The 25,828-nt window shown below is 54.0% G+C and carries 23 protein-coding genes and 4 tRNA genes; 6 read left to right on the forward strand and 21 right to left on the reverse strand.

Going from position 1 to position 25,828, the window contains the following annotated elements; genetic code table 11:
* Window positions 1-26 precede the first annotated feature (26 nt).
* The 6 genes from uvrD to lptM all read right to left on the reverse strand — a co-directional run bounded on the left by uvrD (window position 27) and on the right by lptM (window position 5,722).
* On the reverse strand, window positions 27-2,189 hold the full coding sequence (uvrD, locus tag ACO7SM_RS21475) for a DNA helicase II (RefSeq protein WP_192613962.1): 2,163 nt from the start codon (window positions 2,187-2,189) through the stop codon (window positions 27-29).
* Window positions 2,190-2,338: 149 nt separating this feature from the next.
* Window positions 2,339-3,055 carry a 5-amino-6-(5-phospho-D-ribitylamino)uracil phosphatase YigB gene (gene yigB / locus ACO7SM_RS21480; protein WP_490469156.1) on the reverse strand — a complete coding sequence of 239 codons (717 nt, stop codon included), beginning with the start codon at window positions 3,053-3,055 and terminating at the stop codon, window positions 2,339-2,341.
* Window positions 3,055-3,957, reverse strand: coding sequence for a tyrosine recombinase XerC (gene xerC / locus ACO7SM_RS21485; protein WP_490469157.1), 903 nt, complete (start codon window positions 3,955-3,957; stop codon window positions 3,055-3,057). The genes yigB and xerC overlap by 1 nt, the downstream gene beginning before the upstream one ends.
* Window positions 3,954-4,661, reverse strand: coding sequence for a DUF484 domain-containing protein (locus ACO7SM_RS21490; protein ID WP_490469158.1), 708 nt, complete (start codon window positions 4,659-4,661; stop codon window positions 3,954-3,956). The genes xerC and ACO7SM_RS21490 overlap by 4 nt, the downstream gene beginning before the upstream one ends.
* On the reverse strand, window positions 4,658-5,482 hold the full coding sequence (gene dapF / locus ACO7SM_RS21495) for a diaminopimelate epimerase (RefSeq protein WP_490470999.1): 825 nt from the start codon (window positions 5,480-5,482) through the stop codon (window positions 4,658-4,660). The genes ACO7SM_RS21490 and dapF overlap by 4 nt, the downstream gene beginning before the upstream one ends.
* Before the next feature lie 36 nt (window positions 5,483-5,518).
* The gene (lptM, locus tag ACO7SM_RS21500) at window positions 5,519-5,722 is read right to left on the reverse strand and encodes an LPS translocon maturation chaperone LptM (RefSeq protein WP_490469159.1); all 204 of its coding nucleotides are present in this window, start codon (window positions 5,720-5,722) and stop codon (window positions 5,519-5,521) included.
* A gap of 137 nt (window positions 5,723-5,859) precedes the next feature.
* Between lptM and cyaY the strand changes: the two genes are divergently transcribed.
* Window positions 5,860-6,180 (forward strand): iron donor protein CyaY, encoded by a 321-nt coding sequence (cyaY, locus tag ACO7SM_RS21505; protein WP_192613967.1) that lies wholly within the window; start codon window positions 5,860-5,862, stop codon window positions 6,178-6,180.
* A gap of 41 nt (window positions 6,181-6,221) precedes the next feature.
* Here the strand turns inward: cyaY and cyaA are convergent, their stop codons facing one another.
* Window positions 6,222-8,768: a class I adenylate cyclase gene (cyaA, locus tag ACO7SM_RS21510; RefSeq protein WP_490469160.1), complete on the reverse strand. Its 2,547-nt coding sequence runs from the start codon at window positions 8,766-8,768 to the stop codon at window positions 6,222-6,224.
* 388 nt (window positions 8,769-9,156) lie between these two features.
* On the opposite strand from cyaA, the gene hemC reads away from it, so the two are divergent.
* Genes hemC through hemY form a run of 4 tightly spaced genes read left to right on the forward strand, consistent with a single transcriptional unit; the run spans window position 9,157 to window position 13,303 of the window.
* Window positions 9,157-10,098, forward strand: a complete 942-nt coding sequence (gene hemC, locus ACO7SM_RS21515; protein ID WP_490469161.1) for a hydroxymethylbilane synthase — start codon at window positions 9,157-9,159, stop codon at window positions 10,096-10,098.
* A complete protein-coding gene (hemD, locus tag ACO7SM_RS21520) occupies window positions 10,095-10,835 on the forward strand; it encodes a uroporphyrinogen-III synthase (RefSeq protein ID WP_490469162.1) in 741 nt (246 codons plus the stop codon). Before hemC ends, hemD begins: the two co-directional genes overlap by 4 nt.
* A gap of 21 nt (window positions 10,836-10,856) precedes the next feature.
* Complete coding sequence (gene hemX, locus ACO7SM_RS21525) at window positions 10,857-12,104, forward strand: uroporphyrinogen-III C-methyltransferase (protein WP_490469163.1); 1,248 nt, start codon at window positions 10,857-10,859, stop codon at window positions 12,102-12,104.
* 2 nt (window positions 12,105-12,106) lie between these two features.
* Complete coding sequence (gene hemY / locus ACO7SM_RS21530; protein WP_490471000.1) at window positions 12,107-13,303, forward strand: protoheme IX biogenesis protein HemY; 1,197 nt, start codon at window positions 12,107-12,109, stop codon at window positions 13,301-13,303.
* Window positions 13,304-13,898: 595 nt separating this feature from the next.
* On the opposite strand, the gene ACO7SM_RS21535 is transcribed toward hemY, so the two are convergent.
* The 5 genes from ACO7SM_RS21535 to thrP all read right to left on the reverse strand — a co-directional run bounded on the left by ACO7SM_RS21535 (window position 13,899) and on the right by thrP (window position 15,823).
* Window positions 13,899-13,975 (reverse strand) — tRNA-Pro (locus ACO7SM_RS21535).
* 42 nt (window positions 13,976-14,017) lie between these two features.
* Window positions 14,018-14,104 (reverse strand) — tRNA-Leu (locus tag ACO7SM_RS21540).
* Between the two features lie 22 nt (window positions 14,105-14,126).
* Window positions 14,127-14,202, reverse strand: a tRNA-His gene (locus tag ACO7SM_RS21545).
* A gap of 56 nt (window positions 14,203-14,258) precedes the next feature.
* Window positions 14,259-14,335, reverse strand: a tRNA-Arg gene (locus ACO7SM_RS21550).
* 102 nt (window positions 14,336-14,437) lie between these two features.
* Complete coding sequence (gene thrP, locus ACO7SM_RS21555) at window positions 14,438-15,823, reverse strand: bifunctional threonine/serine APC transporter ThrP (protein ID WP_490469164.1); 1,386 nt, start codon at window positions 15,821-15,823, stop codon at window positions 14,438-14,440.
* Window positions 15,824-15,872: 49 nt separating this feature from the next.
* On the opposite strand from thrP, the gene ACO7SM_RS21560 reads away from it, so the two are divergent.
* Window positions 15,873-16,013 carry a hypothetical protein gene (locus tag ACO7SM_RS21560; protein WP_490469165.1) on the forward strand — a complete coding sequence of 47 codons (141 nt, stop codon included), beginning with the start codon at window positions 15,873-15,875 and terminating at the stop codon, window positions 16,011-16,013.
* Between the two features lie 86 nt (window positions 16,014-16,099).
* On the opposite strand, the gene wecG is transcribed toward ACO7SM_RS21560, so the two are convergent.
* From wecG to wzzE, 9 genes are read right to left on the reverse strand one after another with little or no spacing between them, the layout of a single operon-like run.
* Window positions 16,100-16,840, reverse strand: a complete 741-nt coding sequence (gene wecG, locus ACO7SM_RS21565; protein ID WP_490469166.1) for a lipopolysaccharide N-acetylmannosaminouronosyltransferase — start codon at window positions 16,838-16,840, stop codon at window positions 16,100-16,102.
* A gap of 2 nt (window positions 16,841-16,842) precedes the next feature.
* Window positions 16,843-18,195, reverse strand: coding sequence for an ECA oligosaccharide polymerase (gene wzyE / locus ACO7SM_RS21570; RefSeq protein WP_490469167.1), 1,353 nt, complete (start codon window positions 18,193-18,195; stop codon window positions 16,843-16,845).
* A complete protein-coding gene (locus tag ACO7SM_RS21575) occupies window positions 18,192-19,271 on the reverse strand; it encodes a TDP-N-acetylfucosamine:lipid II N-acetylfucosaminyltransferase (protein ID WP_490469168.1) in 1,080 nt (359 codons plus the stop codon). The genes wzyE and ACO7SM_RS21575 overlap by 4 nt, the downstream gene beginning before the upstream one ends.
* Complete coding sequence (gene wzxE / locus ACO7SM_RS21580; protein ID WP_490469169.1) at window positions 19,268-20,518, reverse strand: lipid III flippase WzxE; 1,251 nt, start codon at window positions 20,516-20,518, stop codon at window positions 19,268-19,270. Before wzxE ends, ACO7SM_RS21575 begins: the two co-directional genes overlap by 4 nt.
* 1 nt (window position 20,519) lies before the next feature.
* A complete protein-coding gene (gene rffA, locus ACO7SM_RS21585; RefSeq protein WP_490469170.1) occupies window positions 20,520-21,650 on the reverse strand; it encodes a dTDP-4-amino-4,6-dideoxygalactose transaminase in 1,131 nt (376 codons plus the stop codon).
* Between the two features lie 4 nt (window positions 21,651-21,654).
* A complete protein-coding gene (rffC, locus tag ACO7SM_RS21590) occupies window positions 21,655-22,332 on the reverse strand; it encodes a dTDP-4-amino-4,6-dideoxy-D-galactose acyltransferase (RefSeq protein WP_490469171.1) in 678 nt (225 codons plus the stop codon).
* Window positions 22,329-23,591 (reverse strand): UDP-N-acetyl-D-mannosamine dehydrogenase, encoded by a 1,263-nt coding sequence (wecC, locus tag ACO7SM_RS21595; RefSeq protein ID WP_490469172.1) that lies wholly within the window; start codon window positions 23,589-23,591, stop codon window positions 22,329-22,331. The genes rffC and wecC overlap by 4 nt, the downstream gene beginning before the upstream one ends.
* Window positions 23,588-24,718, reverse strand: a complete 1,131-nt coding sequence (gene wecB / locus ACO7SM_RS21600) for a non-hydrolyzing UDP-N-acetylglucosamine 2-epimerase (protein ID WP_490469173.1) — start codon at window positions 24,716-24,718, stop codon at window positions 23,588-23,590. The genes wecC and wecB overlap by 4 nt, the downstream gene beginning before the upstream one ends.
* Before the next feature lie 55 nt (window positions 24,719-24,773).
* Window positions 24,774-25,820: an ECA polysaccharide chain length modulation protein gene (gene wzzE / locus ACO7SM_RS21605; protein ID WP_490469174.1), complete on the reverse strand. Its 1,047-nt coding sequence runs from the start codon at window positions 25,818-25,820 to the stop codon at window positions 24,774-24,776.
* Window positions 25,821-25,828 lie beyond the last annotated feature (8 nt).

Consider the following 25,828-nt stretch of genomic DNA (forward strand, 5'->3'; position numbering starts at 1 on the left):
GCCTACGAATCATAAAGTTAGTGATATTAGACCGTTTCCAGTCTGGCGTACGCCGCCACTAACCATTTGATTCCCTGTCCCTGGAACGCCACCTGCAAGCGACTGTGTTCGCCGCTGCCTTCCAGATTCACAATCGTACCCTCGCCGAACTTGGCGTGGCGCACGCGCTGGCCGAGTTTGTAGCCAGTGTCGTTCTCCGCCATCGGCGTGCCCATCCGCTGATGACTGACCGGGCGGCTCACCGTCGCACGCAGGCGGACTTCTTCCACGCAGTTTTCCGGTAGTTCACCGATAAAGCGCGACGGGCGATGGTAAACCTCTTTGCCGTACAGACGACGCGTTTCGGCATAGGTCAGGGTCAGTTTTTGCATCGCACGGGTAACGCCGACGTAGGCCAGACGACGTTCTTCTTCCAGACGCCCGCCCTCGTCGAGCGACATCTGGCTCGGGAACATCCCCTCTTCCATCCCGACAATAAACACCTGCGGGAACTCCAGCCCTTTCGCCGAGTGCAGGGTCATCAACTGTACCGCATCCTGCCAGGTATCCGCCTGCCCTTCGCCCGCTTCCAGCGCGGCATGGGAAAGGAACGCCTGTAACGGCATTAAATCTTCGTCTTCTTCGTTATAGCTGAACTGCCGCGTTGCCGTCACCAGTTCGTCTAAGTTTTCGATACGCGTCTGGCCCTTCTCGCCCTTTTCCTGCTCATACATCATGCGCAGGCCAGAGTCTTTCACCACGCGGTCTGTTTGCACATGTAACGGCATATCCGCCGTTTCTTGTGCCAGCGCATCAATCAGTTCCATAAAGCGCTGTAACGCGCTCGCAGCGCGACCCGCCAGCGCTTTTTCCTGCAACAGCTCGCGGCAGGCTTGCCATAGCGTCAGTTGACGGTCACGCGAGGTCTGGCGCACTACGTCCAGGGTGCGATCGCCAATACCGCGCGTAGGCGTATTCACCACACGCTCAAACGCGGCGTCGTCATTACGGTTGGCGATCAGGCGCAGGTAAGAGAGCGCGTCTTTGATTTCCTGACGTTCGAAGAAGCGCATCCCGCCATAAATGCGGTACGGCATGCTCGCCTGAAGTAACGCCTCTTCCAGCACACGTGACTGGGCGTTGCTGCGATAGAGAATCGCACACTGATCCAGCGCGCCGCCGTTGTCCTGCCAGGTTTTGATGCGGTTGACCACAAAGCGCGCTTCGTCGAGTTCGTTAAAGGCGCAGTAAAGCGAGATAGGTTCGCCGTCCGCGCCGTCCGTCCACAGCTTCTTACCGAGACGACCGTTGTTGTTCTCAATCAGGGCGTTCGCCGCGCTCAAAATATTGCTGGTCGAACGGTAGTTTTGCTCCAGGCGGATGGTCTCCGCACCGGGGAAATCGTTGAGGAAGCGCTGGATGTTTTCAACCTGTGCGCCGCGCCAGCCGTAGATTGACTGGTCATCGTCGCCCACGATCATCACTTTGCCGGTATCGCCCGCCAGCAGGCGGATCCACGCGTACTGAATGTTGTTGGTATCCTGGAATTCGTCGACCAGGATATTGGTGAAGCGTTCGCGGTAGTGCTGAAGAATATGCGGTTTATTGAGCCACAGTTCGTGAGCGCGCAGCAGCAGTTCGGCGAAATCGACCAGCCCTGCGCGGTCGCACGCTTCCTGATAAGCCTGATACACCTTCTGCCAGGTCTGCTCAACCGGGTTGCCGTAGCTTTGAATATGGTGCGGGCGCAGCCCTTCGTCTTTCTGGCTGTTGATGTACCACATCGCCTGACGCGGCGGCCACTGCTTCTCGTCAAGATTCATGGCTTTGATCAGGCGCTTCAGCAGACGCAACTGGTCTTCGCTATCGAGGATCTGGAAATCCTGCGGCAAATTGGCATCTAAATGGTGCGCACGCAGCAGACGGTGCGCCAGCCCGTGGAAGGTGCCGACCCACATCCCGCCCTGCGTCGTCCCCATCAGTTGCCCGATACGATGGCGCATCTCCGCCGCCGCTTTGTTGGTAAAGGTCACCGCCATAATGGAGTACGGCGAGCAGTTTTCCACGCTCATCAACCAGGCGATACGGTGAACCAACACGCGCGTCTTACCACTGCCCGCCCCCGCCAGCACCAGCATGTTGGTGCGCGAAGCAGCGACGGCTTCGCGCTGTTTGTCATTAAGGCTGTCGAGCAGGTAAGAAACGTCCATTGATGGCACCGCCGCGTTAGGAATAGATAAACTGCGAAATGCCCGATGGCGCTTCGCTTATCGGGCCTACGTGATCGCAGTCAGCGTAGGGCGGATAAGCGTAGCGCCATCCGCCAAAACCCTGGAATTTTATACAGAACTATTGAGGATTATATCAGCGAGGTCAGCGATGCCAACCGGGAAATTTCCAGATGAGGTAACAAACGGCTGTCATTGGTCTGCATCAGGTCGGCATTCTCCGGCTTGATCCAGCAAGCCTGCATACCGCAGCGAATGGCGCCAGCGACGTCGGTGGTAAGATCGTCACCCACATGCAGGATCTCGCCGATCGGGACGTTGAGCTTCTCAGCAGCTAAGGTATACATGTCGCTAAACGGCTTAGAACGACCGTCCGGCCCCGCCCGCAGAACAAACTCAAAATAGTCGCCCAGCCCAAATAACTCCGGCTGCGCATTGCCGTTGGTAATCGCCACCAGCGGCCACTTTTCAGCCAGTGTCGCCAGCGTGTCGTGTGTCTCCTGCGGGACGTCAATCCGGCTGCGCCACTTTGCGAAATTCATCATCGCGGCGTTGGCGCCTGCTGTCGCCTCTTCGGCTGATAATCCCGCATTCAACATGGCGCGTTCTACGGCGCGATAGCGCCATTCGGTAACATCATGGTAAATCTCGGGTTCCGCTTCACGCACTGCCTGACGTAACCGTTGCAGGTCGGCGTTTTGTAATGTGCGCAGCGCAGGGTGATAGTTTTGCACAAAGGCGAGCGCTTCCTGCTCGGTGCGCAGAATAACCTGACGGTTATCATAAAGGGTGTCATCCAGGTCAAAGGTGAGCGCAGAGATGCGCCCCAACGGCCGGTAAAAACGCATTATTTCCCCCGTTTGGCGCGCGGATGCGCCGCATCGTACACCGAGGCCAGGTGTTGAAAATCAAGATGAGTATAGATTTGAGTGGTCGAAAGATTGGCGTGCCCCAGTAACTCTTGTACCCCGCGCAAATCACCGCTCGACTCCAGCATATGGGTGGCAAACGAGTGGCGCAGTTTGTGCGGATTTACATGGCTATTCAGCCCCTGCTTAATGCCCCACTCGGCAAACCGTTTTTGCACGTTACGCGCCGAAATCCGTTTTCCCAGTTTGGAGAGAAACAGCGCATCGTCGTCACCGCCAAACAGGCCACGCAGATCCAGCCAGTGTTCAATCCACGCCACCGCATTACGTCCGATGGGCAGACGTCGCTCTTTGCTGCCTTTCCCCATCACCCACACTTCTCCCGTGTCGAGATCGAGATGTTTGATATCCAGCCCAACCAATTCTGACAAACGCAGTCCTGCGCCGTACATCACCTCCAGCATTGCCCGATCGCGTACGGCAAGCGGATCATTGAGGTCGATATCCAGCAGGCGATTCACATCGTCAACGTCGATATTTTTCGGCAGATGGCGCGGCGCTTTGGGTGCGGAGATCCCTTTCGCCGGGTTAGCCGACAACTCGCCCTGACTCACCAGCCAGTCGAAGAAACTGCGCAATGCAGAGAGGCGCAACGCCAGACTGGCGGGGCCAAGCCCTTTGCGACGACTGCGCACCGCAAAACTGCGTACTCTCGCAGCATCACATTGCTGCCAGTTCTGCATTCCGGTTTCCCCGGCTAATGCGATAATGGCATCAAGCTGACGCTGATAATTCAGGAGCGTTATTGGGCTAAGCTGCCGCTCCACGCCCAGATAACGCAAAAAGCGGGCAACATCCTGAGAAAGCGGCAAATCTGTCATATGCGTTCAATCCAACGCTCAAGCAACTCCGGCAACATCAGCGCTAATTCTTGCAGCAGTTGCGTCCCTTGCCCCTGCTGATAGTGGTGCGCATCACGACTGCTAAACAGCATGACGCCGAGATCGCCCTCGCGCCCCAGCATTGATATCGCTACCGAGCCTATCGCTTTGGCTTCCGGCAGCACCACCAGCAGTTCCGGGCCGTTGAGCGGGCCAAGATAGTGCTGTTCGTGCCCCAGACGTTGAATGCGCAACGGTTCGAAGGCCTGACGACTTAATGCCAGATGCGTGAAACTCGACGGCGCGCCGAGTCGCCAGCGATCGGGGAATAAGCGGATTGTTGCCCCAGCGAGCCCCAGATCGCGCGCCCAGCGATGAAAACGTATCAGCATCTCATCCAGGCTGCTGGCTGACGCCAGTCGCCCCTGGAGATGCAACAACTGATTAAACAGGCTTTCGTTGACGTTAGCCTGCTCCATCAGTAGCGTCATGTTCTCTTCGAGCACATTGATATGGTTGCGCGCGCGCGCCATATGCCATTCCACTAAAGAGATGGTTCCACGCACCGGGTGCGGGACACGCATCGCTTCGACAGCGCGCGCATTGCGGATAAAAAACTCAGGGTGACGCTGTAAATACTCGACGACCACACGGTCATCCAGTTCCATGAGTGTGTCCTGTAGTTCTTCCCCTGGTTGCTTCATAGATGAATAAATCCGTCGTAGACATGTGCCGCCGGGCCAGTCATATATAACGGATGGCCCGGACCTTTCCAGGCGATATCAAGGCGACCGCCGGGTAATTCCACGCGTACTTCTTCTGCCAGCAAACCTTGCTGAATGCCGACTGCCACGGCAGCGCACGCACCACTGCCGCAGGCCTGGGTTTCTCCTGCCCCACGCTCATAAACGCGTAACCGGATATGCTCGCGTTTGACCACTTGCATAAACCCGATATTGGCGCGCTCAGGAAAACGTTCGTGATTTTCCAGAACCGGCCCCAACGTTTCTACGGCGGCCGTATCAACATCATCAACCTGAATCACGCAATGCGGGTTCCCCATCGAAACGACGCCGCACAATACTGTTTGTTCAGCGGCTCGCATAATATAGGTCTTTTCCGCTTTGTTGGCGCGAAAAGGCACCTGCGCCGGTTCAAAGTTGGGTTCGCCCATGTTGACCCGCACCAGTTCGTCGTCGGTGACGCTCAGAACCATGCGGCCATTGGCCGTGCTGACGCAAATATCACGCTTGTTCGTCAGCCCTTTCAGGCGAACAAACCGGGCAAAACAGCGTGCACCGTTACCGCACTGCGAGACTTCACTCCCATCTGCATTAAAGATGCGGTAATGAAAATCCAGCTCGGGATCGTAAGGTGGTTCGACCACCAACAGTTGATCAAACCCGACCCCCAGATGTCTGTCCGACAGACGGCGGATCAATTCCGGCGAGAAAAAAACATTCTGCGTTACCGCGTCGACGACCATAAAATCGTTGCCAAGGCCATGCATTTTAGAGAATTGCATCATTCGCTCCATTCACGCGGGTACAGAGAGTTACCGTCAGTAATTCACCTGAGTTGGGCCGTCGCCTGTTGCACGATCATTTCGTTCTGGCAGGGTGGATTGCGTTTGCGGTTCAACCTTTTGCGTCGGAGGCGGTGCATTTTTGTCCTCTGGCGGAAAATAGAGCGGGCCTTTAAGTCCGCAGCCCGTCAGGCTGAACAGAGTAAGAAGTACAGCGAGTGCCTGAAACACGTTTTTCATTATGGGTTGCCTGTAAGTTCATGCTTTCTGTTTTCTATCATCGCAGGAGAAGACGTAAAAGCAAGAGTTTGCCTGCAAACTGCAACGTGTTTTGTTTCGCGTTATACTGCGAACATCACGAAAAATGGGATAAAAAAATGAACGACAGTGAATTTCATCGCCTTGCGGACACCCTGTGGATGACCATTGAAGAGCGTCTGGACGACTGGGACGGCGACAGCGATATCGACTGCGAAATCAACGGTGGCGTGCTGACCATTACCTTTGAAAACGGCAGTAAAATTATCATCAACCGCCAGGAGCCGTTGCACCAGGTGTGGCTGGCGACTAAACAGGGCGGCTACCATTTTGATCTGAAAGGCGACGAATGGATCTGCGACCGCAGCGGCGAAACCTTCTGGGCGCTGCTTGAGCAAGCAGCAACGCAGCAAGCGGGTGAGGCGGTTAGCTTCCGTTAAGATTTTTGCCGGATGGGCGTCAGCGCCATCCGGCACACACATTAAGAGAAATACTGTTGTAACAACGGTGTGTCATTGTCCTGACTGGCCGGGGGCACCGTACCAATCGACTGTGTGCGGAACGGGATCACCTGCGCACGACCCTCGGTATTCACGATCTGGTAGAACTGTGGCAAGTTAAAGTTGATGAAACTGGAGCCATACGTAAAGCGATCGTGGGAAGACGAATAGAAGCGGCTAACGTCGCGCACCAGCTCCTCTTTGCTACCTTCGCAGTGATGGTACACTTCCGCCCGGTTACTTTCGTCCAGAATGTAGATATTAAAGCCTTTATCATCGCCGGTTTCTTCGAAGAAGAACTGAATAATCCCTTCACTGGCGAAACCATCCACCACCGACGGTAATTTCACATGGTTTGTCTCAACCTGCACAGAAAGCCCATGCAGCTTGTTATGTGAAATGGCGCCGTAGAACTCGATGGCGTTTTCCAGCTTCTGCACTGAAACGTTCAGGCGTTCAAAGAACAGTCCCCAGGTCTGGCCCGCAACGCGTAGCGCTTTGAAGCGCCCCGTTTCCTGCCGCGTGCTGGAGAGTCGCAGTTCAATACACTCAGAAACCAGTTGCTGTACGCGGGTGCGAATCAGTCCACGCAAATGCTGGCTGTAGCAGAACACTTCCACGCTGTCCGGCGGGGCGGCATCCTGATGCATTTTGCCCAGAATCGTTTTCAGCGCTTCAATCATCGCCTGTTCGCCATTGAAATGCAGAGTACGCACTTCGTTCCATGAGTTGCGATACAGCAGGTCAACGCTGCCCACCAGGCAATTTTGTTCTTCGCCAAAGCTGAAGATATCCAGCTTGCGGAAATCAAAATGCACGACCTGATTACGGAACGCCGCAGTCGGGTCATATTCAAGGTTGACGATAATCGCCAGGTGGCGAATTTCACACGGACTGTAGAGCGCTTTTGGCGTTGGCGCGGGCAAACGCAGAGGGAAATGGTGCGACACGTCAGCCACCATCTCCTGCAACTTCGGCAGATCAACAATGCCGTTGCCTTTAATAAACAGGTGCGTACGTGAGGTCAACAGACCATTAAACCACGCCCAGGCGACCAGCTTGTTCAGGTAACGGTTATATTCCAGCGGTTGATGGCTGACGATGGAATCCATGTTCGGCGCGCGGTTGTAGAGATACCAGCCTGAACGGTTGGCACGACCCGGCGGCACATGGATAAACGTCAGATTCGGCTCGGAGAGATCCGGCGAAATCTGCGGGTTCACCAGCGTCACTTTACCCGGCAACGCCTCAAATGCGGCATACAGTTTACGGGTCAATACCCCGATATCCTGTGGACTGGCGCTAACGCTGAGGTTGTTACGGCGCGCAAAGCGGATCAGGTTACGATAGCTCTGCATCATGGCATCGAGAAGTTCGTTGTGTGCTTCGCGGACTTGATCGATCTTCCAGTTAGCGCGGTTGTCGAGCATGGTCAGACGCGCTTCGTCCCAACCCCACTCTTTGACTAACTGGCTTAAGACTTCACGGCGCCAGCCAACACAGGCGCGTTCACGACTCAGTTTCTCGCAGACTTTCAGGTAGAAACATCGACGCACCAGATCCAGGCGCGTGGGATCTTCAATCGCCGTGAGATATTCAGTCACGCGTTCCAGCATCATGCAGTAGGGATCAAGACCAAAGGAAACGATCTCGCCATCGTGCAGACGCTGTTTGATGTCTTTCGCCAACAGGCGCGGGTCCGGGTATTCCCAGGAATACGCTTCCAGCAGCAGCGTTTTCAGCACCGCTTTGTACGGTGAATCAATGCTTTTGTAGAGCTGCCAAAGGCTGGCGCCAAAGTACTCTTCCGCTGAGAGTGAGCTCAGTCCGCCCAGATCCAGCCATTCGTTTGGCGTCAACACCCCCTGTGCGTAGAGGGTCATCACGTAATCGTCGTAATGCTCTTCTTCGTCGCACGGCACCATATTCCACAGAATACGTTTACCGGCCAGACGCACAGCGGTGCGATAAAATTCGTCGAGCAGCAGGATATGCTGCGTGGAGCCACAGTCTTCACCACCCAGACTGCCGCTTTCATTGTGGCGGAAACGGTTTTCGTCGATCAGGAAGAAGCTGACTTCAACGCCCAGCGAGGCGGCCCAGCTTTCCAGAAGACTGCATTTACGTTGCAGCAACTGGCGCTCTTCACTGTCGAGCCAGGATTGGTGGCAGACCCAGATGTCCAGGTCAGAAGAACAGCTTTGCCCGACTGAAGACGTACTGCCCATTGAGTAAACGCCGGTAATCGGCAATTCACCTTTCGGGGGATTCTGCACAGACATACCACGGTGCAGTTCCAGTTCATTCAGATAGTGGCGTTGGGTTTCATCAGGCGAGTAGAAACAAATGCCTTTGGGAACGTTACCATCCAGGTAACCCGGCATCAGCGGATGGTGATAATGCAATAATGTCGGCAGCAGACTGTATACCTGCTGGAAAGCAGGGCCCATGGCAGCAAGCGCGCGGTCCACACGCAGTTGATTAATGGCATCCAGTCTCTGTTTCAAAGTCTCAATATAGAGGTACAAGACGTATCGCCTGATGTTGCTACCCGTCATGTTTCTGTTTGTCGCCACCGTTACATGGTTTCGCAAACGTCATCATTCGGGATATACCGTATGTCAAAAATAGCCGTTACCTTTTTTCGGTCTCCTCTTTGAGGCACAGACGAAAAAATGGTCTAAAACGTGATCAATTTAACACCTTGCTCATTGACCGTAAAGAAAGTTGCACTACTTACCAGTGTAGCACCGTTCGCTTCGTGTAAATTCTGTATAGGGCAAGGCGCTTTCTCGTCACGCTTCACGACCATTGACGACACAACGCCGACTCTCTCACTCACCTTTGACCGTAACACTGACATCCCACTTGTAAGGATGTTAGGATGGTTCACGGACGAAAATGACGGTAACAAGCATGTTAGACAAAGTTTTAAGAATTGCCACACGCCAAAGCCCCCTTGCGCTCTGGCAGGCACATTTTGTCAAAGACGCCTTGATGGCGAATCATCCTGGACTGGTTGTTGAACTGGTGCCAATGGTGACACGTGGCGACGTAATTCTTGATACCCCTTTGGCGAAAGTGGGTGGAAAAGGCTTGTTCGTCAAAGAGCTGGAAGTCGCGCTGTTGGAACAACGCGCGGACATCGCCGTGCATTCCATGAAGGATGTACCGGTTGAATTCCCGCAAGGCCTCGGACTGGTCACCATTTGCGAACGCGAAGACCCGCGCGATGCGTTTGTCTCAAATACCTATCATCATCTGGATGAACTGCCAGCAGGCAGCATCGTAGGCACCTCCAGCCTGCGTCGCCAGTGCCAGTTGGCCGAACGCCGCCCGGATCTTATTATCCGCTCATTGCGCGGCAATGTCGGAACGCGCCTCAGCAAACTGGATAACGGTGACTATGACGCCATTATTCTGGCCGTAGCCGGGTTAAAACGCCTGGGACTGGAGTCACGTATTCGCACCGCCATGCCGCCAGAAATTTCGCTTCCCGCGGTCGGGCAAGGCGCAGTTGGCATTGAGTGTCGACTGGATGATACCCGTACCCGTGAACTGCTGGCTCCGCTGAATCATGATGACACCGCCGTGCGTGTTAAAGCGGAGCGCGCCATGAACACCCGCCTGGAAGGTGGCTGTCAGGTGCCTATTGGCAGCTATGCTGAAATCATCGACGGTGAAATCTGGCTACGTGCGTTAGTAGGCGCCCCAGATGGTTCGCAGATGATTCGCGGCGAACGACGCGGCTCGCCTCAGGATGCCGAACAGATGGGCATCTCCCTGGCAGAAGAACTGCTGGAGAACGGGGCCCGCGCCATTCTGACTGAGATTTATAACGGAGAAGCCCCTGCATGAGTATTCTGGTCACCCGCCCGTCTCCCTCAGGGGAAGAGTTAGTGAGCCGTCTGCGCACACTTGGGCAGGTGGCCTGGAGCTTTCCGCTCATTGAGTTCACGCCGGGTCGTGAGCTCAATACCCTTGCCGATCGCCTGGCCACGCTGACTCAGAACGATCTCGTTTTCACCCTTTCCCAACATGCTGTCACTTTCGCCCATGCTCAACTTCAGCAACTTGGGCAAAACTGGCCATCGCACCCGCAGTATTTTGCTATTGGCCGCACCACGGCGCTGGCGCTGCATACGGTGAGCGGGTGCAATATTCGTTATCCTCTGGATCGGGAAATTAGCGAAGTCTTGCTACAATTACCTGAATTACAAAATATTGCAGGTAAGCAGGCACTTATTTTACGTGGCAATGGCGGACGTGAACTGTTAGGAGACACCCTAATAGAACGCGGGGCTGATGTCATTTTTTGTGAATGTTATCAACGCAGTGCAAAACATTACGACGGTGCGCAAGAGGCCATGCGCTGGCACTCTCGTGGTGTTACAACAGTGGTTGTCACCAGTGGCGAGATGTTGCAACAGCTCTGGTCAATGACACCACAATGGTATCGGGAACACTGGTTACTACGCTGTCGGCTGCTGGTCGTCAGCGAGCGTCTGGCGCACCTCGCCCGGGAATTGGGCTGGCAAGATATTAAGGTCGCTGATAACGCCGACAACGATGCGCTACTGCGCGCATTACAATAACTCTCATAATGGGATGCCATAATGACGGAACAAGAAAAATCCTCCGCCGCGGTTGAAGAAACCAGGGAGGCCGTGGAAACCACATCACAGCCAGTCAACACTGAGAAAAAGAGCAAAAATAGCACTTCGCTTATCCTGAGCGCGGTAGCTATCGCCATTGCCCTTGCGGCAGGTGCTGGACTTTATGGCTGGGGGAAACAGCAGGCGACGACACAGACAGCCACCAACGATGCGTTAGCTAATCAACTGACAGCGTTGCAAAAAGCGCAGGAAGCCCAAAAAACAGAATTCGAAAGCATTATTAAAAAACAGGCAACACTGTTGGATGAGGCGAACCGTCAGCAAACGACACTGGCGAAACAACTCGCCGATGTGCAGCAGAAAGTCGCCACCATCTCCGGGAGCGATGCCAAAACCTGGCTGCTGGCACAGGCTGATTTTCTGGTGAAGCTTGCCGGACGTAAGCTGTGGAGCGATCAGGATGTCACCACCGCCGCAGCGCTGTTAAAGAGCGCGGACGCCAGCCTTGCGGATATGAACGATCCGAGTCTCATCACCGCACGCCGTGCCATTACCGATGATATTGCCAGCCTGTCATCTGTCTCGCAGGTGGACTACGACGGTATTATCCTCAAGGTCAATCAACTCTCTAACCAGATCGATAATCTGCGTCTGGCTGACAACGACAACGATGATTCACCGATGGATTCCGACAGCAGCGAACTGTCTAGCTCCATCAGCGAATGGCGCGTTAACCTGCAAAAAAGCTGGCAGAATTTTATGGACAGCTTCATCACCATTCGTCGTCGCGATGAGACTGCCGTGCCGCTGCTGGCGCCAAATCAGGATGTTTACCTGCGTGAAAATATCCGTTCACGCCTGTTAGTCGCGGCGCAAGCCGTTCCGCGCCATCAGGAAGAAACCTACCGCCAGGCGCTGGATAACGTTTCCACCTGGGTTCGCGCGTACTACGACACCGAAGATGCGACGACCAAAGCGTTCCTTGATGACGTGGACAAACTGAGCCAGCAGAGCATCACCATGGATGTGCCGGATACGCTGAAAAGCCAGGAAATTCTTGAGAAGCTGATGCAAACTCGCGTGCGTAACTTGTTGGCGCAATCAACATCGTCTACACCTGCACCTGCACCTGCACCTGCACCTGCACCTGCACCTGCACCTGCACCTGCACCTGCACCTGCACCTGCACCTGCACCTGCACCTGCACCACAAGCTGACACTCCGTCTGCTGCGCCGCAAGGAGAATAATGATGCTAAAAGTATTATTGCTCTTTGTATTGTTGATCGCCGGTATCGTGGTGGGCCCGATGCTCGCGGGTCATCAGGGATATGTGTTGATCCAGACCGACAATTACAATATTGAAACCAGCGTCACTGGCCTGGTCATTATTCTGATCGTCATGCTGGTTGCGCTGTTTGCGATCGAATGGCTGCTACGCCGCATTTTCCGCACAGGCGCACACACACGCGGTTGGTTTGTGGGTCGTAAACGCCGCCGTGCACGCAAGCAAACGGAGCAGGCGCTCCTCAAACTGGCAGAAGGAGATTATCAGCAGGTTGAGAAGCTGATGTCGAAAAATGCCGATCATGCTGAACAGCCGGTGGTGAATTACCTTCTGGCCGCCGAAGCGGCGCAACAGCGTGGCGATGAAGCGCGTGCGAATCAACACCTTGAGCGCGCTGCCGAAATTGCCGGTAACGATACCATCCCGGTGGAAATCGCCCGCGTACGTCTGCAACTGGCGCGTAATGAGAACCACGCAGCGCGCCATGGCGTAGACAAACTGCTGGAAGTGACGCCACGCCATCCGGAAGTATTACGCCTGGCAGAGCAAGCCTATATCCGTACCGGCGCATGGAGTTCGTTGCTGGAGGTTATCCCGTCGATGGCAAAAGCCAAAGTCGGTGATGAAGAGCACCGCGCCCTGCTGGAACAGAAGGCGTGGATTGGTCTGATGGATCAGGCGCGCGCCGATCAGGGCAGTGAAGGGTTACGTGACTGGTGGAAAAACCAAAGCCGTAAAACCCGTCATCAGGTTGCCCTGCAGGTTGCTATGGCAGAACATCTGATCGAATGTGACGATCACGACACTGCGCAACAGATCATCATTGATGGCCTGAAACGCCAGTATGACGATCGTCTGGTATTGCCGATCCCGCGTCTGAAAAGCAACAATCCTGAGCTGGTGGAGAAAGTCCTCCGTCAACAGATTAAAAATGTTGGCGATCGTCCGCTACTGTGGAGCACGCTGGGTCAGTCGCTGATGAAACATGGTGAATGGCAAGAAGCTGCCCTGGCCTTCCGTGCTGCGCTCAAACAACGCCCGGATGCCTATGACTACGCCTGGCTTGCCGATGTGCTGGACAGACTCCATCAGCCAGAAGACGCTGCGGCGATGCGTCGCGATGGCCTGATGTTGACGTTGCAGAATAATCCCCCGCAATAACACCCTCATGCCCGGTGGCGAGCAGCTTACCGGGCATGCCACTCTACGGTAACGCCCATAAAAAAACGCCCACTCCATCAGGAGCAGGCGTTAAAACAGGTCTGTATGACAACATAAATGGGTGCTTCACTCAACGTTATGCCCATGGTGTTTGATGAGGCGAAAGCGACATCTGTCTGTGGACGATAAGCACCGTAAACGGCTCTGCGTCATTCCTGAGTTTATGAGGCACTAAGGCGAACATAAGAGATGGAATGAGCATCTACCCGTATATTATTGCACAATGTGTGCCATGATTGAACTGCAAAAAGTAATGATTCAGACGATTCGCGAAACCGCGCCCTGAGCGGGTTTGCGACGGCTGACTCCCATCCCCTTCTTCACCCTCAGGCGTCATTTGTCTCTGTATAACGACAACTCTGCGCGAATATAAAGAAACAGTGTAAAAACATAAAATTACTTGTCGCCCGACAGCGACAATCTTACGCGATGGCGTCGCCAGGCAGTGACATACCGTATGTGGATGTATTCGGGGATAAAACAAAAGAAGGGAACGACAGAAAACAAAAAACCCCGCCGAAGCGGGGTTCAAAATTGGTCGGCGAGAGAGGATTCGAACCTCCGACCCACTGGTCCCAAACCAGTTGCGCTACCAAGCTGCGCTACTCGCCGATGTACTGCTTTTTTGAATTTTTAGTTCAATTCTTTAAGTCGTGGTGCGAGGGGGGGGACTTGAACCCCCACGTCCGTAAGAACACTAACACCTGAAGCTAGCGCGTCTACCAATTCCGCCACCTTCGCATTGTCACAACTTATCAAATAATGGGGTGGCTAATGGGATTCGAACCCACGACAACTGGAATCACAATCCAGGGCTCTACCAACTGAGCTATAGCCACCACTGCAAATCTTTTACGCGGTCTTTAAAACCACCGCAGCTCCAGCACCGGGTAAATGGTGCGCCCGACAGGATTCGAACCTGAGACCTCTGCCTCCGGAGGGCAGCGCTCTATCCAGCTGAGCTACGGGCGCTTAGCGCCGTTGCGGGGTCGGATAATACGGACTTCCCACCCCGCTGTCTAGTGCCTTTTTAAAGAAAATTATCGTTTGCTCAGGGTTTGTGCGTTTTGTCGCTTATTTCTCCACTTTCTGGATATCAACACCCCGATTCAGGCCAAAGACCTTGTAGGCGAGGGTAACGACAAGCAGAAAGAGGATGCCGACAAACAGCGACATACGCGTATCATCATTAAAGTACATGCCAATTAAAACGCAAACCAGGAATGCCATCGTCAAATAATTCGCCCAGGGGAACATAATCGAGCGGAAAGGATGGCTGGCGATCGCCTCTTTATGCGCCTGACGGAAGCGCAGTTGGCTAATCAGGATCACAAACCACGGCACCATGCCCGGCAATACGCTCGCACTGTAGACATAAACAAAGACGCGCTGAGGATTTGGGATGATGTAGTTGAGGCAAGAGCCAATCAGCAAAATCACAATAGAGAGCGCCACACCAGCAACCGGTACGCCGTGACGGGACACTCTGGCCATCGCTGCCGGAAGCTGGCGGTTCTTCGCCAGCGCGTACAACATGCGCCCACAGCTATACATCCCACTGTTACAGCCGGAAAGCGCCGCCGTCAGTACCACAAAGTTAATAATACCCGCCGCTGCGGTAATCCCGATTTTGGCAAAGGTCAGAACAAATGGGCTACCGTTGCTGCCAATTTCATTCCACGGGAAGATAGTCACAATAACGAAAATCGCGCCCACGTAGAAAATCAGGATACGCCACAACACTTTGCCTACCGCGCTACGCAGCGTAACCTGCGGGTTTTTCGCTTCACCGGCGGTAATACCGATCAGCTCAACGCCCTGATAGGACGCCACCACAATACACAATGCCGTGAGAAAGCCTTTCCAGCCACCGGCGAAGAAGCCGCCGTGCTGCGTCAGGTTGCCAAAACCAATGGCCTGACCGCCGTTACCAAAGCCGAAGAAAATCACCCCCAGACCGACCACGATCATCACAATAATGGTGGTGACTTTGATCATCGCAAACCAGAACTCGATTTCGCCATACAGGCGAACGGCGGCAAGATTCGCGAGTGCGACCAATGCTACGGCGATCAATGCGGGTATCCATTGCGCCATTTCTGGAAACCAGAATTGCACATAGACCCCAATAGCGGTGATCTCCGAGATCCCCACCGCCATCCACATGAACCAGTAAGACCACGCCGTGAGATACCCGAAGAAAGGACTCATGTAGCGGTGAGCGTAGACGGCAAATGAACCGGCGACGGGTTCAAGGAACAGCATTTCGCCCATTGAACGCATGATGAAAAAAACAAATAGCCCGGCGACAATGTACGCCAGCAGGACTGACGGCCCGGCCCATTTCAGCGTACTGGCGGCGCCCATAAACAGGCCGACGCCAATCGTGCCCCCGAGAGCAATCAATTCGATATGACGAGCTTCCAGCCCACGCTGTAGCTCCGGTTTCTTCTCTGCCATAAATCCTCTTGTCGTGTTTGCTTTTTTCCCGGTATGACCGGTTATTGTTATGAGTACGTCTTTTGCCATAACAGCCCATGCGGCGCCGGCGATTAACGGCTGGCGCAATACGCACCACGGCACTGCAATGATGGGAGCAAATGGTTTCTTAAATTTTCCAAAATGGCAAACAAAGCATTTAAAAAATTAATGCTTTGAGCAATAAAGCAGCAATTGTTATGCGACAGGGCAGTGCATTACGCAGAATGCACTACCCGAAAGGATCAAGAGGGAGATTCAGAGGTCGCCGGTATAGTGCCAGCGGAGGTAACGCAGTAAACGTAGCTGTCGGGTAATACGGCTTGGCTGTGATAATAAACGGTACAGCCATTCCAGCCCCAGTTTTTGCCATATTTTAGGCGCGCGCTTAACGTGTCCGGTAAAAACGTCATACGTGCCGCCCACGCCCATGTATAAGGCATGTGGATGAATAAGACGACAATCACGCATCAGGATTTCCTGTTTTGGCGACCCCATCGCAACCGTCACAATCTTCGCGCCGCTGGCATGAATACGATCAAACAGCGCCTGACGTTCTTCAGGCTTAAAATATCCATCCTGGCTACCGACGATATTCACATTCCATTGCGCGCGTAATTTTGCCTGTGTTTGCGCCAGTACCTCCGGCTTGCCGCCAACCAGAAAAACAGGCGTGCCTTCCTTTCCAGCCCGTTCCATCAATGCTTCCCAGAGGTCTGCACCGGCCACGCGCGAAATGTGAGCCTGAGGGAATTTTTTGCGCACCGAGCGCACAACGCTAATCCCGTCCGCATATTTGAACTCCGCGGCGTTAATCAACGCCCGGACGTCGGGGTTATCTTCCGCCGTCAGCATCTTCTCAGCGTTAATCGCGACCAGCGTTCCTTGCCTAATCTGGCCTTCTGCAAACAGGTAATTGAGCGCATGCTGCATATCACGCCATCCAATCAACTGTAATCCACGCAGCGCGTAGACAGGTGCAGTCGTGTTATCTGTCATCTTTACCCTTCAACCTGTGTCTGCGGCAGCGAGGATTTTCGTTTATGAATGAGCCCGGCAGAGTCAAAAAGCCAGAACAACAGTTTCGCCACCAACAGACAAACACCAAAAATCACGAGGAAAAAAACCACCCGTGAGACAAACGAATCCAGACCTTCTCGCGCCAGGACAATCATATTGAAGATGGCGCCAAAGCAAAAACTGTGCAGAATCGCCGTCTTATAACGATTGGTCTCCCGATTACCCAGTTCATACAACCAGTCGAACCACTTGATAATCAAGCCAACCACAATAGCCCCGAGCGGAATAAACAACGCCCCTCCCATCACCACCAGCGAACCGATTAGGGTCGGTGAGATGGCAAGGCCCGAATGGTTGTTGAGCACTTCCCAGGTAAAATAATTCGCGGAGTTGAGCACAATACCTGGCCGTCCAGGCCACAGCCAGGACGGGATAAAGACGTAAAAATCACGGACGATCGGCGCCAGACCCTGGAATTCAATATTGTTATAATTTTGCAATAACAGTGCCAGGTTCTCCCACGGGGAGAAGGTGTCACGAGTCAGATACAAGAACGTGTAAAACGCTTCATCGCCGCTGACGTTCATCCCGTAGCGCTTCAGCGCCAGCCAGAACATGCCGACGATCCCCAGCACCCCCGCCGCTGCCAGCATCCACAGTGAAATCCAGCCGCGAATGATGCCAATGAACAGGAAGATGGCAAACGCGATGATGATATTCGCACGCGTACCGCCGACAATCATGTAGGTAAGCAAACCGAACGCGACCGTGCTGACCAAAAAGAACAGCCACGCTTTGCTGTCCTGGCGTAAAAAATAAATCACCAGCATCGCCGGAATAAAGAAGTAGAAGAAGCGTTTCAATGCCACGCCGGAGACTTCACTGGAGAATATCTGACTGTATGAATTGAGCCTGAACAGCAGAAATCCGTTGTGCATGAAGAAGATGCCCACGCTCACCAACGCAATCCCCATCAGCAAGACCCAGGTAAGATGCGTCTCGACCCGGTTCATGGTAAACAGCGGCTTACGCGGAGTATCGGAAACCCGCTTACGCAAGCGGGTCTTATACGTGACGTAATACACCGCGTAGAAACAGGTTGCAGACAACAGCGCCTGCAGCAGAATTTCCGGCGGCGCAACGCCAACGTCAAAACGAAACACCAGAACGCTGGTCAACGGGAATCCAAAAAAGAACGTCAGCAAAAACAACAAGGTGAAAAACACATTGAAGTTAAAACGGACGCGACGGAATTCAAACCAGGCCAGCGTGCCGATAAACAGAGTGGAGAGCAGCCAGACCACCAGCAGACCGCTGAATTGCATCAAACTCATACAACGTCTCCTGCGGCAATCTGTAACGCGTTATGCCAGGGCTGTAGATAGTTCGGGCTAAAGAACGTTATGCCGTTCTTATCGACGGACGCCAGTTGACGCTGCGCTTCACGAACGACGGGTTCATTGAGAGAGTCTGTCGTGAACAGCACCGGAAGATGCTGCTCCGCCATATCCTGCCAGAACGGGTTCTCGCGGTTAAGTACGCACGGAACGCCAGCCTGAATCAGAAGGCACAACGTGCCAATCCCCTGCTGGCGGGCAAAAATAAAGTAGCCCAAATCACACTGACGAAGTAGTGCAAGATAGGCATCAAACGCCAGCTTTTCGCTGAGGATCTGTAAATTTTCAGCGCTAAACAACGCCAGCCCCGCCTGACGAACCTCGTCGATATAGGCTTCGTTATTCGCCGGATATCCCATCGGGACGATCACATTTACCGTATCGCCGAACTGCTGGTGTACCGCGCGTAACGCAGCAATGTGTTCGTTGCTCCGATCGCCAGAATTTCCTACCAGAATCGTCATTTTCCCTTCGCGCTGGCGTTCGTTTGCCATGTTATTCAGCGAAGAGTCCATGCGCGTCGGGAAATAGAGCAATTCCCCACGCACACGCGGGTGCCGCTGAGCGAAATAGCTCAGATCGCCGCGAGTCGCAAACACACAGCCCACACGCCCCTGCGCCATACGGCGAATGGGATAAAACAGTTTGAATTTCAGCCCACGGGAGACTTCATACAGATCTGCCCCCCAAATGTGCCAGTAAAACTGTTGCGGCTTGATTCCGCCACTCAACAGCGCCAGCCACAGGCGGGGATTGAACTGACCGTGGAAGAAGAAACGCTGTTGGCGATTGGCTTTCGCAAGGGCAATCACCGCATCTGCCAGCGTTTTTTTACCGGCGTAGAAACTCAGCGAGAGCGCCGGGCAGCTTTCACTGTATCCCGCATCCTTACCTGCAACCATAAAGACGCGCGCATGCTCGCTTGTGGCGGCCAGCGCATCATTGAAAAACCGCAATACGGTTTGATTATGGTGAGGGATATCCGATCCCAGTACGTGAATCAGTACAGTCATACTCGCCTACGCCAGAGTAAAAATACGCCACAACAAAGGGAAAAATAGACGATATAGGTTGCCATATACGCCTGTGCAGCGCCCAACGCGCCATGCGCGGGGATCAGCCAGTGGGCAAACGCCGTCAACAAAATGAACTGGCTGATTTCAGCCAGAATATAAAACCGCAACGACGCTTTGGCGATCACCAGATAGCCAAAAACATAGGCGCCAACCTTCAATACATCACCGACGAGTTGCCAGGCGAATAAATCGCGCATCGCCGTGAATTTGGCGGAAAACAGCAGCCAGATGGCAAAATCGCGCAGCAACCAGACGGTAAAACTCGCGACCGCAACCGTCGGTAAAACAAACCTGAGCGACTTCACGACTTCCCGCGTAATATCGCGCTTTTCCGTCAGACGCGACAATGTCGGCAGCAGATAAACGCTAAACGAGGCGGTAATAAATTGCAGATACGCATCTGAAATACTGCTGACACCTTGCCAGATCCCCACATCATCCCAACTGTAGTGCGCCGCCAGCAGGTTTCGCATCATCACGTACGCCACCGGTATCGTGATGGAGGTAATCAGCGCCATCAGTGTAAATTTACACAGTTGCCCGGCAAGGACGCTATTCCAGGACGGTTTTAGATAACGCAGAGGGAGTGTTCCACGCTTAAGCAACAGCACCGCAGCCGGCACAACCACCAGCGCAGGCACCAACGCCATACCCAGCAAAGCCCCTTCGTAACCACCGACGCGGTAGCAGATATACCAGGCCACCACGCCCAACACGCTACCCACGATCAGCGACAGTGCATTACCCGCCGCGTCACGAAACCCTTTCATCAGCGCCAACAGCAGATTCGCCCAGGCAATCCCCATTTGCACCAGTGCAACCAGACGCACCAACCCCTGATAGTGAGTATGTCCAAACAGTCCCTGGCTGATGGGGGCCGCCGCCAGCAAAAAGATCAGCGCCAGCAGGGTCGAGAACCCTAAAACCATCGCCGAGGAGGTGCCGACGACATTGCGCAATTGCGCCGGATTGTCGTGATTCTGGGCAACGTATTTGGTGACGCCGTTAAAGATGCCAGCGCCAGCCAAAACGCCCAGCACGGTCACCATCTGGCGAAAGTTACCCGCCTGGCCGACGCCTGCGGGCCCAAACGCCACGGCCAGCAGTTTCACTACCAGTAGCCCCGCGCCAATTTTTACCAGCGTGCTGGCAGCCGTCCACAGGGACGCTTTTGCGAGCGACATTTCAGGAGAAGTAGTTGAGCAAGGTCGTGATCACCGTACGCTGATTGGCGGGTGACAGATTGTAAAACAGCGGCAGGCGCAGTAAACGCTCGCTCTCTTTGGTGGTGTAGCGATCTTCGCCGATAAACTCACCAAATTTGTCGCCCGCCGGGCAACCATGCAACGGGATGTAGTGGAAGACCGCCATAATTTCGGCTTCTTTCATAAAGTTAATCAACGCGCTACGATCATCAATATCCCGCAATTTGATGTAGAACATATGGGCGTTTTGCGCACAATCATCAGGAATTGAAGGTAAGGTAATGCGTCCGGCGCGCGCCAGCGGAGCCAGGGCGTCATAATATGTCTGCCACAGCATCAGACGCTGTTGATTGATGCGGTCTGCCGACTCCAGTTGCGCCCACAGATACGCCGCCTGAAGATCGGACATCAGATAGCTGGAACCAATATCCCGCCAGGTATATTTGTCCACCTGACCACGGAAGAACTGGCTACGGTTAGTGCCTTTTTCGCGGATAATTTCCGCGCGCTCGATTAACGATCGGTCATTAATCAGCGTCGCGCCGCCTTCACCACCGGCAGTGTAGTTTTTGGTTTCATGGAAGCTGAAGCAGCCAATATGCCCAATAGTACCTAACGCGCGACCTTTATAGGTGGACATGACGCCCTGTGCGGCATCTTCGACCACAAACAGGTTGTACTTTGCCGCCAGCGCCATGATGACATCCATCTCACAGGCAACGCCTGCGTAATGAACCGGAACAATGGCGCGTGTCTTTTCAGAAATAGCAGCTTCGATGAGCGTCTCATCAATGTTCATGGTATCCGGGCGGATATCGACAAAGACGATTTTTGCCCCGCGCAATACGAAAGCATTCGCTGTCGACACAAAGGTGTAGCTCGGCATGATGACTTCATCGCCCGGCTGAATGTCCAGCAACAGCGCCGCCATCTCAAGCGAGGCGGTGCAGGACGGCGTCAGCAGCACTTTTGCACTGCCAAAGCGTTGCTCCAGCCACTGCTGACAGCGGCGTGTAAAGCCGCCGTCGCCACAAAGTTTGCCGCTGCCCATGGCCGATTGCATGTATTCGAGTTCGGTTCCCACCACCGGCGGTGCGTTAAATGGAATCATTTTGTCACCTGTATAACCAGTACGCGGTGCTTTCTATGTTGGCACCACTCTGTATGTAACGTTTAAGCGCGGCGGTGTTGCCCATCTGGGTCGCCACCCGCAATGTTGTCTTTCCGCGAGATTGCGCCCAGTTGAGCGCAGCCTGCATTAATTCAGCGCCCGCGCCGCGCCCGGCCAACAGGCCAATTCGCGCATCGGCGTCATTCAGTTCACGCAGCGAAACATAACCACGAATCTCGCCTCCCGCCGCCCGGAGAACCAGACACTGGTGGTCAAACGTGCCCAGCACAGCGTTCTCAATCCATTGTGCGTAGAAGCGGGCGCTGGCATCCGGCGCATACCACGGCGCGCGAAAACGGCTTTGCGAGAACGCTTCGCTGGCTAACTGGCGTAACGCCGGAATATCGCCTCGTTGCGCCACTTCCGCATCGCCGCCATCGCTGACGTTTGCGACCGACAGTGCTAAATTGACTTCACCCTCGACCAGCGAGAACCCCAGTGCTTGTAAGGCATCAAGTTCATCCACGCACGACGCTGAAATTTTTGCCTGTACACGCGACCAGGGTTGTAAAGCATCAGATGTCAACGCAGGCGCGTCTGGACTGATACGCACAATGGCGCTGTTCACGCCAAAGAACGTATTTTCCCAGCTCAGCGGTTCAATACTGGCGCGGAGTATCACCGCCAGACTCCTTTGGTATCCACCACATATTGCTGATGAACCGCATCACCTTTAATCGCTTTAAAATCGTTATGATCAACCAACATCACCAGCACATCGGCGTCAGCCAGCGCGCTTTCCAGCGTGGCTAAAGTACAATGACCATCCAGTTTTTTGGGTAACTGGTGAATGTTCGGCTCAACCACCAGTGTTTCACCGGCGTGCCACTGGGCAATGTTCAGCGCAATGCCCATCGCCGGGCTTTCACGCAGGTCATCAATGTTGGGTTTAAATGCCAGGCCAAAGCAGGCAATTTTCACTTCGCTGGCACGTTTGTTCGTTGCGGCCAGACAATCCGCCACGGCCGCTTTTACCTTTTCGACCACCCAATGCGGTTTACCATCGTTCACTTCGCGGGCGGTACGGATAAGACGCGCCTGCTGTGGGTTCTGCGCCACGATAAACCACGGATCGACGGCAATGCAGTGCCCTCCGACGCCAGGGCCGGGCTGGAGAATATTCACGCGCGGATGGCGGTTCGCCAGACGAATCAGTTCCCAGACGTTGATCCCCTGATCGGCGCAAATGAGCGACAGTTCGTTGGCAAATGCAATGTTGACATCACGAAAGCTGTTTTCGGTCAGCTTACACATCTCTGCCGTGCGGGAGTTCGTGACCACACATTCACCTTCAAGGAAGATGTTGTAGAGTTCGCTGGCGCGTGCTGAGCAAACAGGCGTCATACCGCCAATTACGCGGTCATTCTTAATCAGTTCTACCATCACCTGTCCCGGCAGCACGCGTTCTGGACAGTACGCAATATTCACCTCTGCCTGCTCGCCCGCCTGCTGTGGGAACGTCAAATCAGGGCGCATCTCTGCCAGCCACGCCGACATCTGCTCCGTCGCCCCGACCGGAGAGGTCGACTCGAGGATCACCAGCGCGCCTTTCTTCAGCACGGGCGCAATAGACTTAGCCGCAGCCTCGACATACGCCATGTCGGGGTCATGATCGCCTTTGAAGGGTGTCGGTACCGCGATCAGATATGCATCGGCTTCAACAGGCGTCGTTGTGGCACTCAGATATCCCCCTTCAACAGCCGTTTTCACGACGCTGCCCAGGTCCGGTTCAACGATATGGATCTCACCGCGATTGATGGTGTCCACCGCGTGCTGGTTAACATCCACGCCAATGACATGCTTTTGGCGGGAAGCAAAGGCGGCTGCCGTTGGCAGTCCAATGTATCCCAGCCCAACAACAGAAATGGTCGTAAAACTCATAGCGATACCCGATTATTTTTTAACGCGTCTAAAATCCGGCCACATGCCTGACCGTCACCATAAGGATTATGGGCGCGGCTCATGGTTTGATATTCATTTTCGTCGTGCAGCAAGCGCGTGACCTCTTCCACAATACGCTGCTGATCTGTACCCACCAAACGCACCGTACCTGCCGTAATAGCTTCCGGCCGTTCCGTTGTTTCACGCATCACCAGCACCGGCTTACCTAAGGATGGTGCTTCTTCCTGAATACCGCCGGAATCGGTCAGGATCAGCCAGGCGTGGTTCATCAACCAAACGAACGGCAAATAGTCCTGCGGCTCAATCAGAACCACATTTTCAACGTGGCCAAGAATGCGGTTGACCGGTTCGCTGACATTCGGATTCAGGTGCACCGGATAGACAATCTGCACATCCTGATTCGCGGCGGCAATCTCTGCCAACGCATGACAGATATGCTCAAAGCCCTTGCCAAAACTTTCGCGGCGATGGCCTGTTACCAGGATCATTTTTTTATTGTTGTTGAGGAAAGGGTACTGCACCGCCAGTTCTGCCCGTAAGGTATCGCTCGCCAGAACACGGTCGCGAACCCAAATCAGCGCGTCTATGACGGTGTTACCGGTGACAAAAACGCGATTATCAGGAATATTTTCCCGCAGCAAATTCTGGCGAGAATTTTCGGTCGGCGCAAAATGATACATCGCCAGATGCCCGGTCAACGTGCGGTTAGCCTCTTCTGGCCAGGGGGAGTACAAATCGCCGGTGCGCAATCCGGCCTCGATATGCCCAACCGGAATACGTTGATAAAAGGCGGCAAGGCTGGTGGCAATCGTCGTTGTCGTATCGCCATGAACCAGCACCACATCTGGCTTGAAGTCAGCAAGGATAGGCTTTAAGCCTTCCAGAATCCGACAGGTTATTTCCGTTAGTCCCTGACCCGGTTGCATTATATTGAGATCGTAGTCAGGTTCGATGGAAAAGAGGTTTAACACTTGATCCAGCATCTCCCGATGCTGCGCAGTGACGCAAACTTTGGCCTCAAAATAAGGGTCTTTTGCCAGCGCATGAACCAGAGGCGCCATTTTAATCGCCTCCGGTCGCGTGCCAAATACAGTCAGTACTTTCACATCGATTCTCTTCGGATTGGCAGTGAGGGCCCAGCCCCTCACTGCAACGCTATTGCTAAATCGTGCGGCGACGGGTTAGTGCGACACCAGCACCGATCAGCCCTCCCACTATGCCCCACATAATCATCAGGAAAGCACGGCGTGGGCTATCACGTTTTACCGGTTCTTCCGGCGTACGCAAATAACGATAGGTCTGAAAACGTGGGTCCAGAGTTGGACCTACATTCAGTGTGTTCAACATTGCCCGGTTTTGGAAGTAATCCAGATCGAACGCGGGACCGACGGCCTGCAGGTTTTCAAGTCGAGCCTGCAACATCGGACGTCCAAGCAAAAATAGCTCAGAATCGGGCAATTCATCGGCAGGAATATCGGTAGAAGTGCGAGAAATATTATGTTGTTCTGCGATTTTAAGCGCTTGTTCAATGCTGTGAGCACGACGAGAGAAAATTGCTTTAGCGACCTCTTCCTGGCGTTTCACCTGCGCTTTCATTTGTACTGTACGCGCCGCCCATGCCCCTTTTAACTCATCGTTGAGGTGGCTTGCCGCCCGCTGGCTGGCAAAGGCAACATACTGTCGCAGCAAATTGTTTGCATCAGGAGCGGTTTCCGCCACCAGCTTTACACTGTCATTGGTATTGCGGGCAACATCGCCTGGGGTAAACAGAATATTGTTGATCATCTCATCCAGCATTGCCGCGTCGGCTTTGCTGTTTCCGACCATGCGCTGCTTGTAGTAATCCGTCTGTAGCCAGAAATCGCGACGCGTATCCCAGGAAGCCAGTTGCATCACGAACTCTTTATACGCTTCATCCATAACTGAAGGTTGGTCGAGGGGCGCAACGCTCGCCTTGACGTCCAGATTACGTAAGAACTGTTGCTGGGAATAATATCCTCCCAGCATATTGACGGTTGGACGATCTGAGATAGCAGTTGCGCTCCATTCCTGACGCGCAAAAAAAGTGTAGGCTAACGCAACCAGCGCAAAGAGCAGCGCCCCGCCAACAATCCATAGTTTTCCAGCCCATAAGGTACGAAACAACCCACGAATATCCAGTTCATTTTCAGCGCTCACAGTGTGTGCCCCCGGTAATGGTTGTGTCATCGTATCCT

This window comes from Citrobacter sp. LJND-P06, assembly GCF_058188415.1.

What these genes read in the sequence shown, in the direction of transcription:
- rffA (WP_490469170.1), bottom strand. Translation starts at nt 21,650, where the DNA reads ATGATTCCATTTAACGCACCGCCGGTGGTGGGAACCGAACTCGAATAC.
- wecG (WP_490469166.1), bottom strand. Translation starts at nt 16,840, where the DNA reads ATGACAGATAACACGACTGCACCTGTCTACGCGCTGCGTGGATTACAG.
- lptM (WP_490469159.1), bottom strand. Translation starts at nt 5,722, where the DNA reads ATGAAAAACGTGTTTCAGGCACTCGCTGTACTTCTTACTCTGTTCAGC.
- hemD (WP_490469162.1), top strand. Translation starts at nt 10,095, where the DNA reads ATGAGTATTCTGGTCACCCGCCCGTCTCCCTCAGGGGAAGAGTTAGTG.
- wzzE (WP_490469174.1), bottom strand. Translation starts at nt 25,820, where the DNA reads ATGACACAACCATTACCGGGGGCACACACTGTGAGCGCTGAAAATGAA.
- hemX (WP_490469163.1), top strand. Translation starts at nt 10,857, where the DNA reads ATGACGGAACAAGAAAAATCCTCCGCCGCGGTTGAAGAAACCAGGGAG.
- uvrD (WP_192613962.1), bottom strand. Translation starts at nt 2,189, where the DNA reads ATGGACGTTTCTTACCTGCTCGACAGCCTTAATGACAAACAGCGCGAA.
- thrP (WP_490469164.1), bottom strand. Translation starts at nt 15,823, where the DNA reads ATGGCAGAGAAGAAACCGGAGCTACAGCGTGGGCTGGAAGCTCGTCAT.
- xerC (WP_490469157.1), bottom strand. Translation starts at nt 3,957, where the DNA reads ATGACAGATTTGCCGCTTTCTCAGGATGTTGCCCGCTTTTTGCGTTAT.
- wecC (WP_490469172.1), bottom strand. Translation starts at nt 23,591, where the DNA reads ATGAGTTTTACGACCATTTCTGTTGTTGGGCTGGGATACATTGGACTG.
- yigB (WP_490469156.1), bottom strand. Translation starts at nt 3,055, where the DNA reads ATGCGTTTTTACCGGCCGTTGGGGCGCATCTCTGCGCTCACCTTTGAC.
- ACO7SM_RS21560 (WP_490469165.1), top strand. Translation starts at nt 15,873, where the DNA reads ATGAGTACGTCTTTTGCCATAACAGCCCATGCGGCGCCGGCGATTAAC.
- wzyE (WP_490469167.1), bottom strand. Translation starts at nt 18,195, where the DNA reads ATGAGTTTGATGCAATTCAGCGGTCTGCTGGTGGTCTGGCTGCTCTCC.
- dapF (WP_490470999.1), bottom strand. Translation starts at nt 5,482, where the DNA reads ATGCAATTCTCTAAAATGCATGGCCTTGGCAACGATTTTATGGTCGTC.
- hemC (WP_490469161.1), top strand. Translation starts at nt 9,157, where the DNA reads ATGTTAGACAAAGTTTTAAGAATTGCCACACGCCAAAGCCCCCTTGCG.
- cyaY (WP_192613967.1), top strand. Translation starts at nt 5,860, where the DNA reads ATGAACGACAGTGAATTTCATCGCCTTGCGGACACCCTGTGGATGACC.
- hemY (WP_490471000.1), top strand. Translation starts at nt 12,107, where the DNA reads ATGCTAAAAGTATTATTGCTCTTTGTATTGTTGATCGCCGGTATCGTG.
- wzxE (WP_490469169.1), bottom strand. Translation starts at nt 20,518, where the DNA reads ATGTCGCTCGCAAAAGCGTCCCTGTGGACGGCTGCCAGCACGCTGGTA.
- ACO7SM_RS21575 (WP_490469168.1), bottom strand. Translation starts at nt 19,271, where the DNA reads ATGACTGTACTGATTCACGTACTGGGATCGGATATCCCTCACCATAAT.
- ACO7SM_RS21490 (WP_490469158.1), bottom strand. Translation starts at nt 4,661, where the DNA reads ATGAAGCAACCAGGGGAAGAACTACAGGACACACTCATGGAACTGGAT.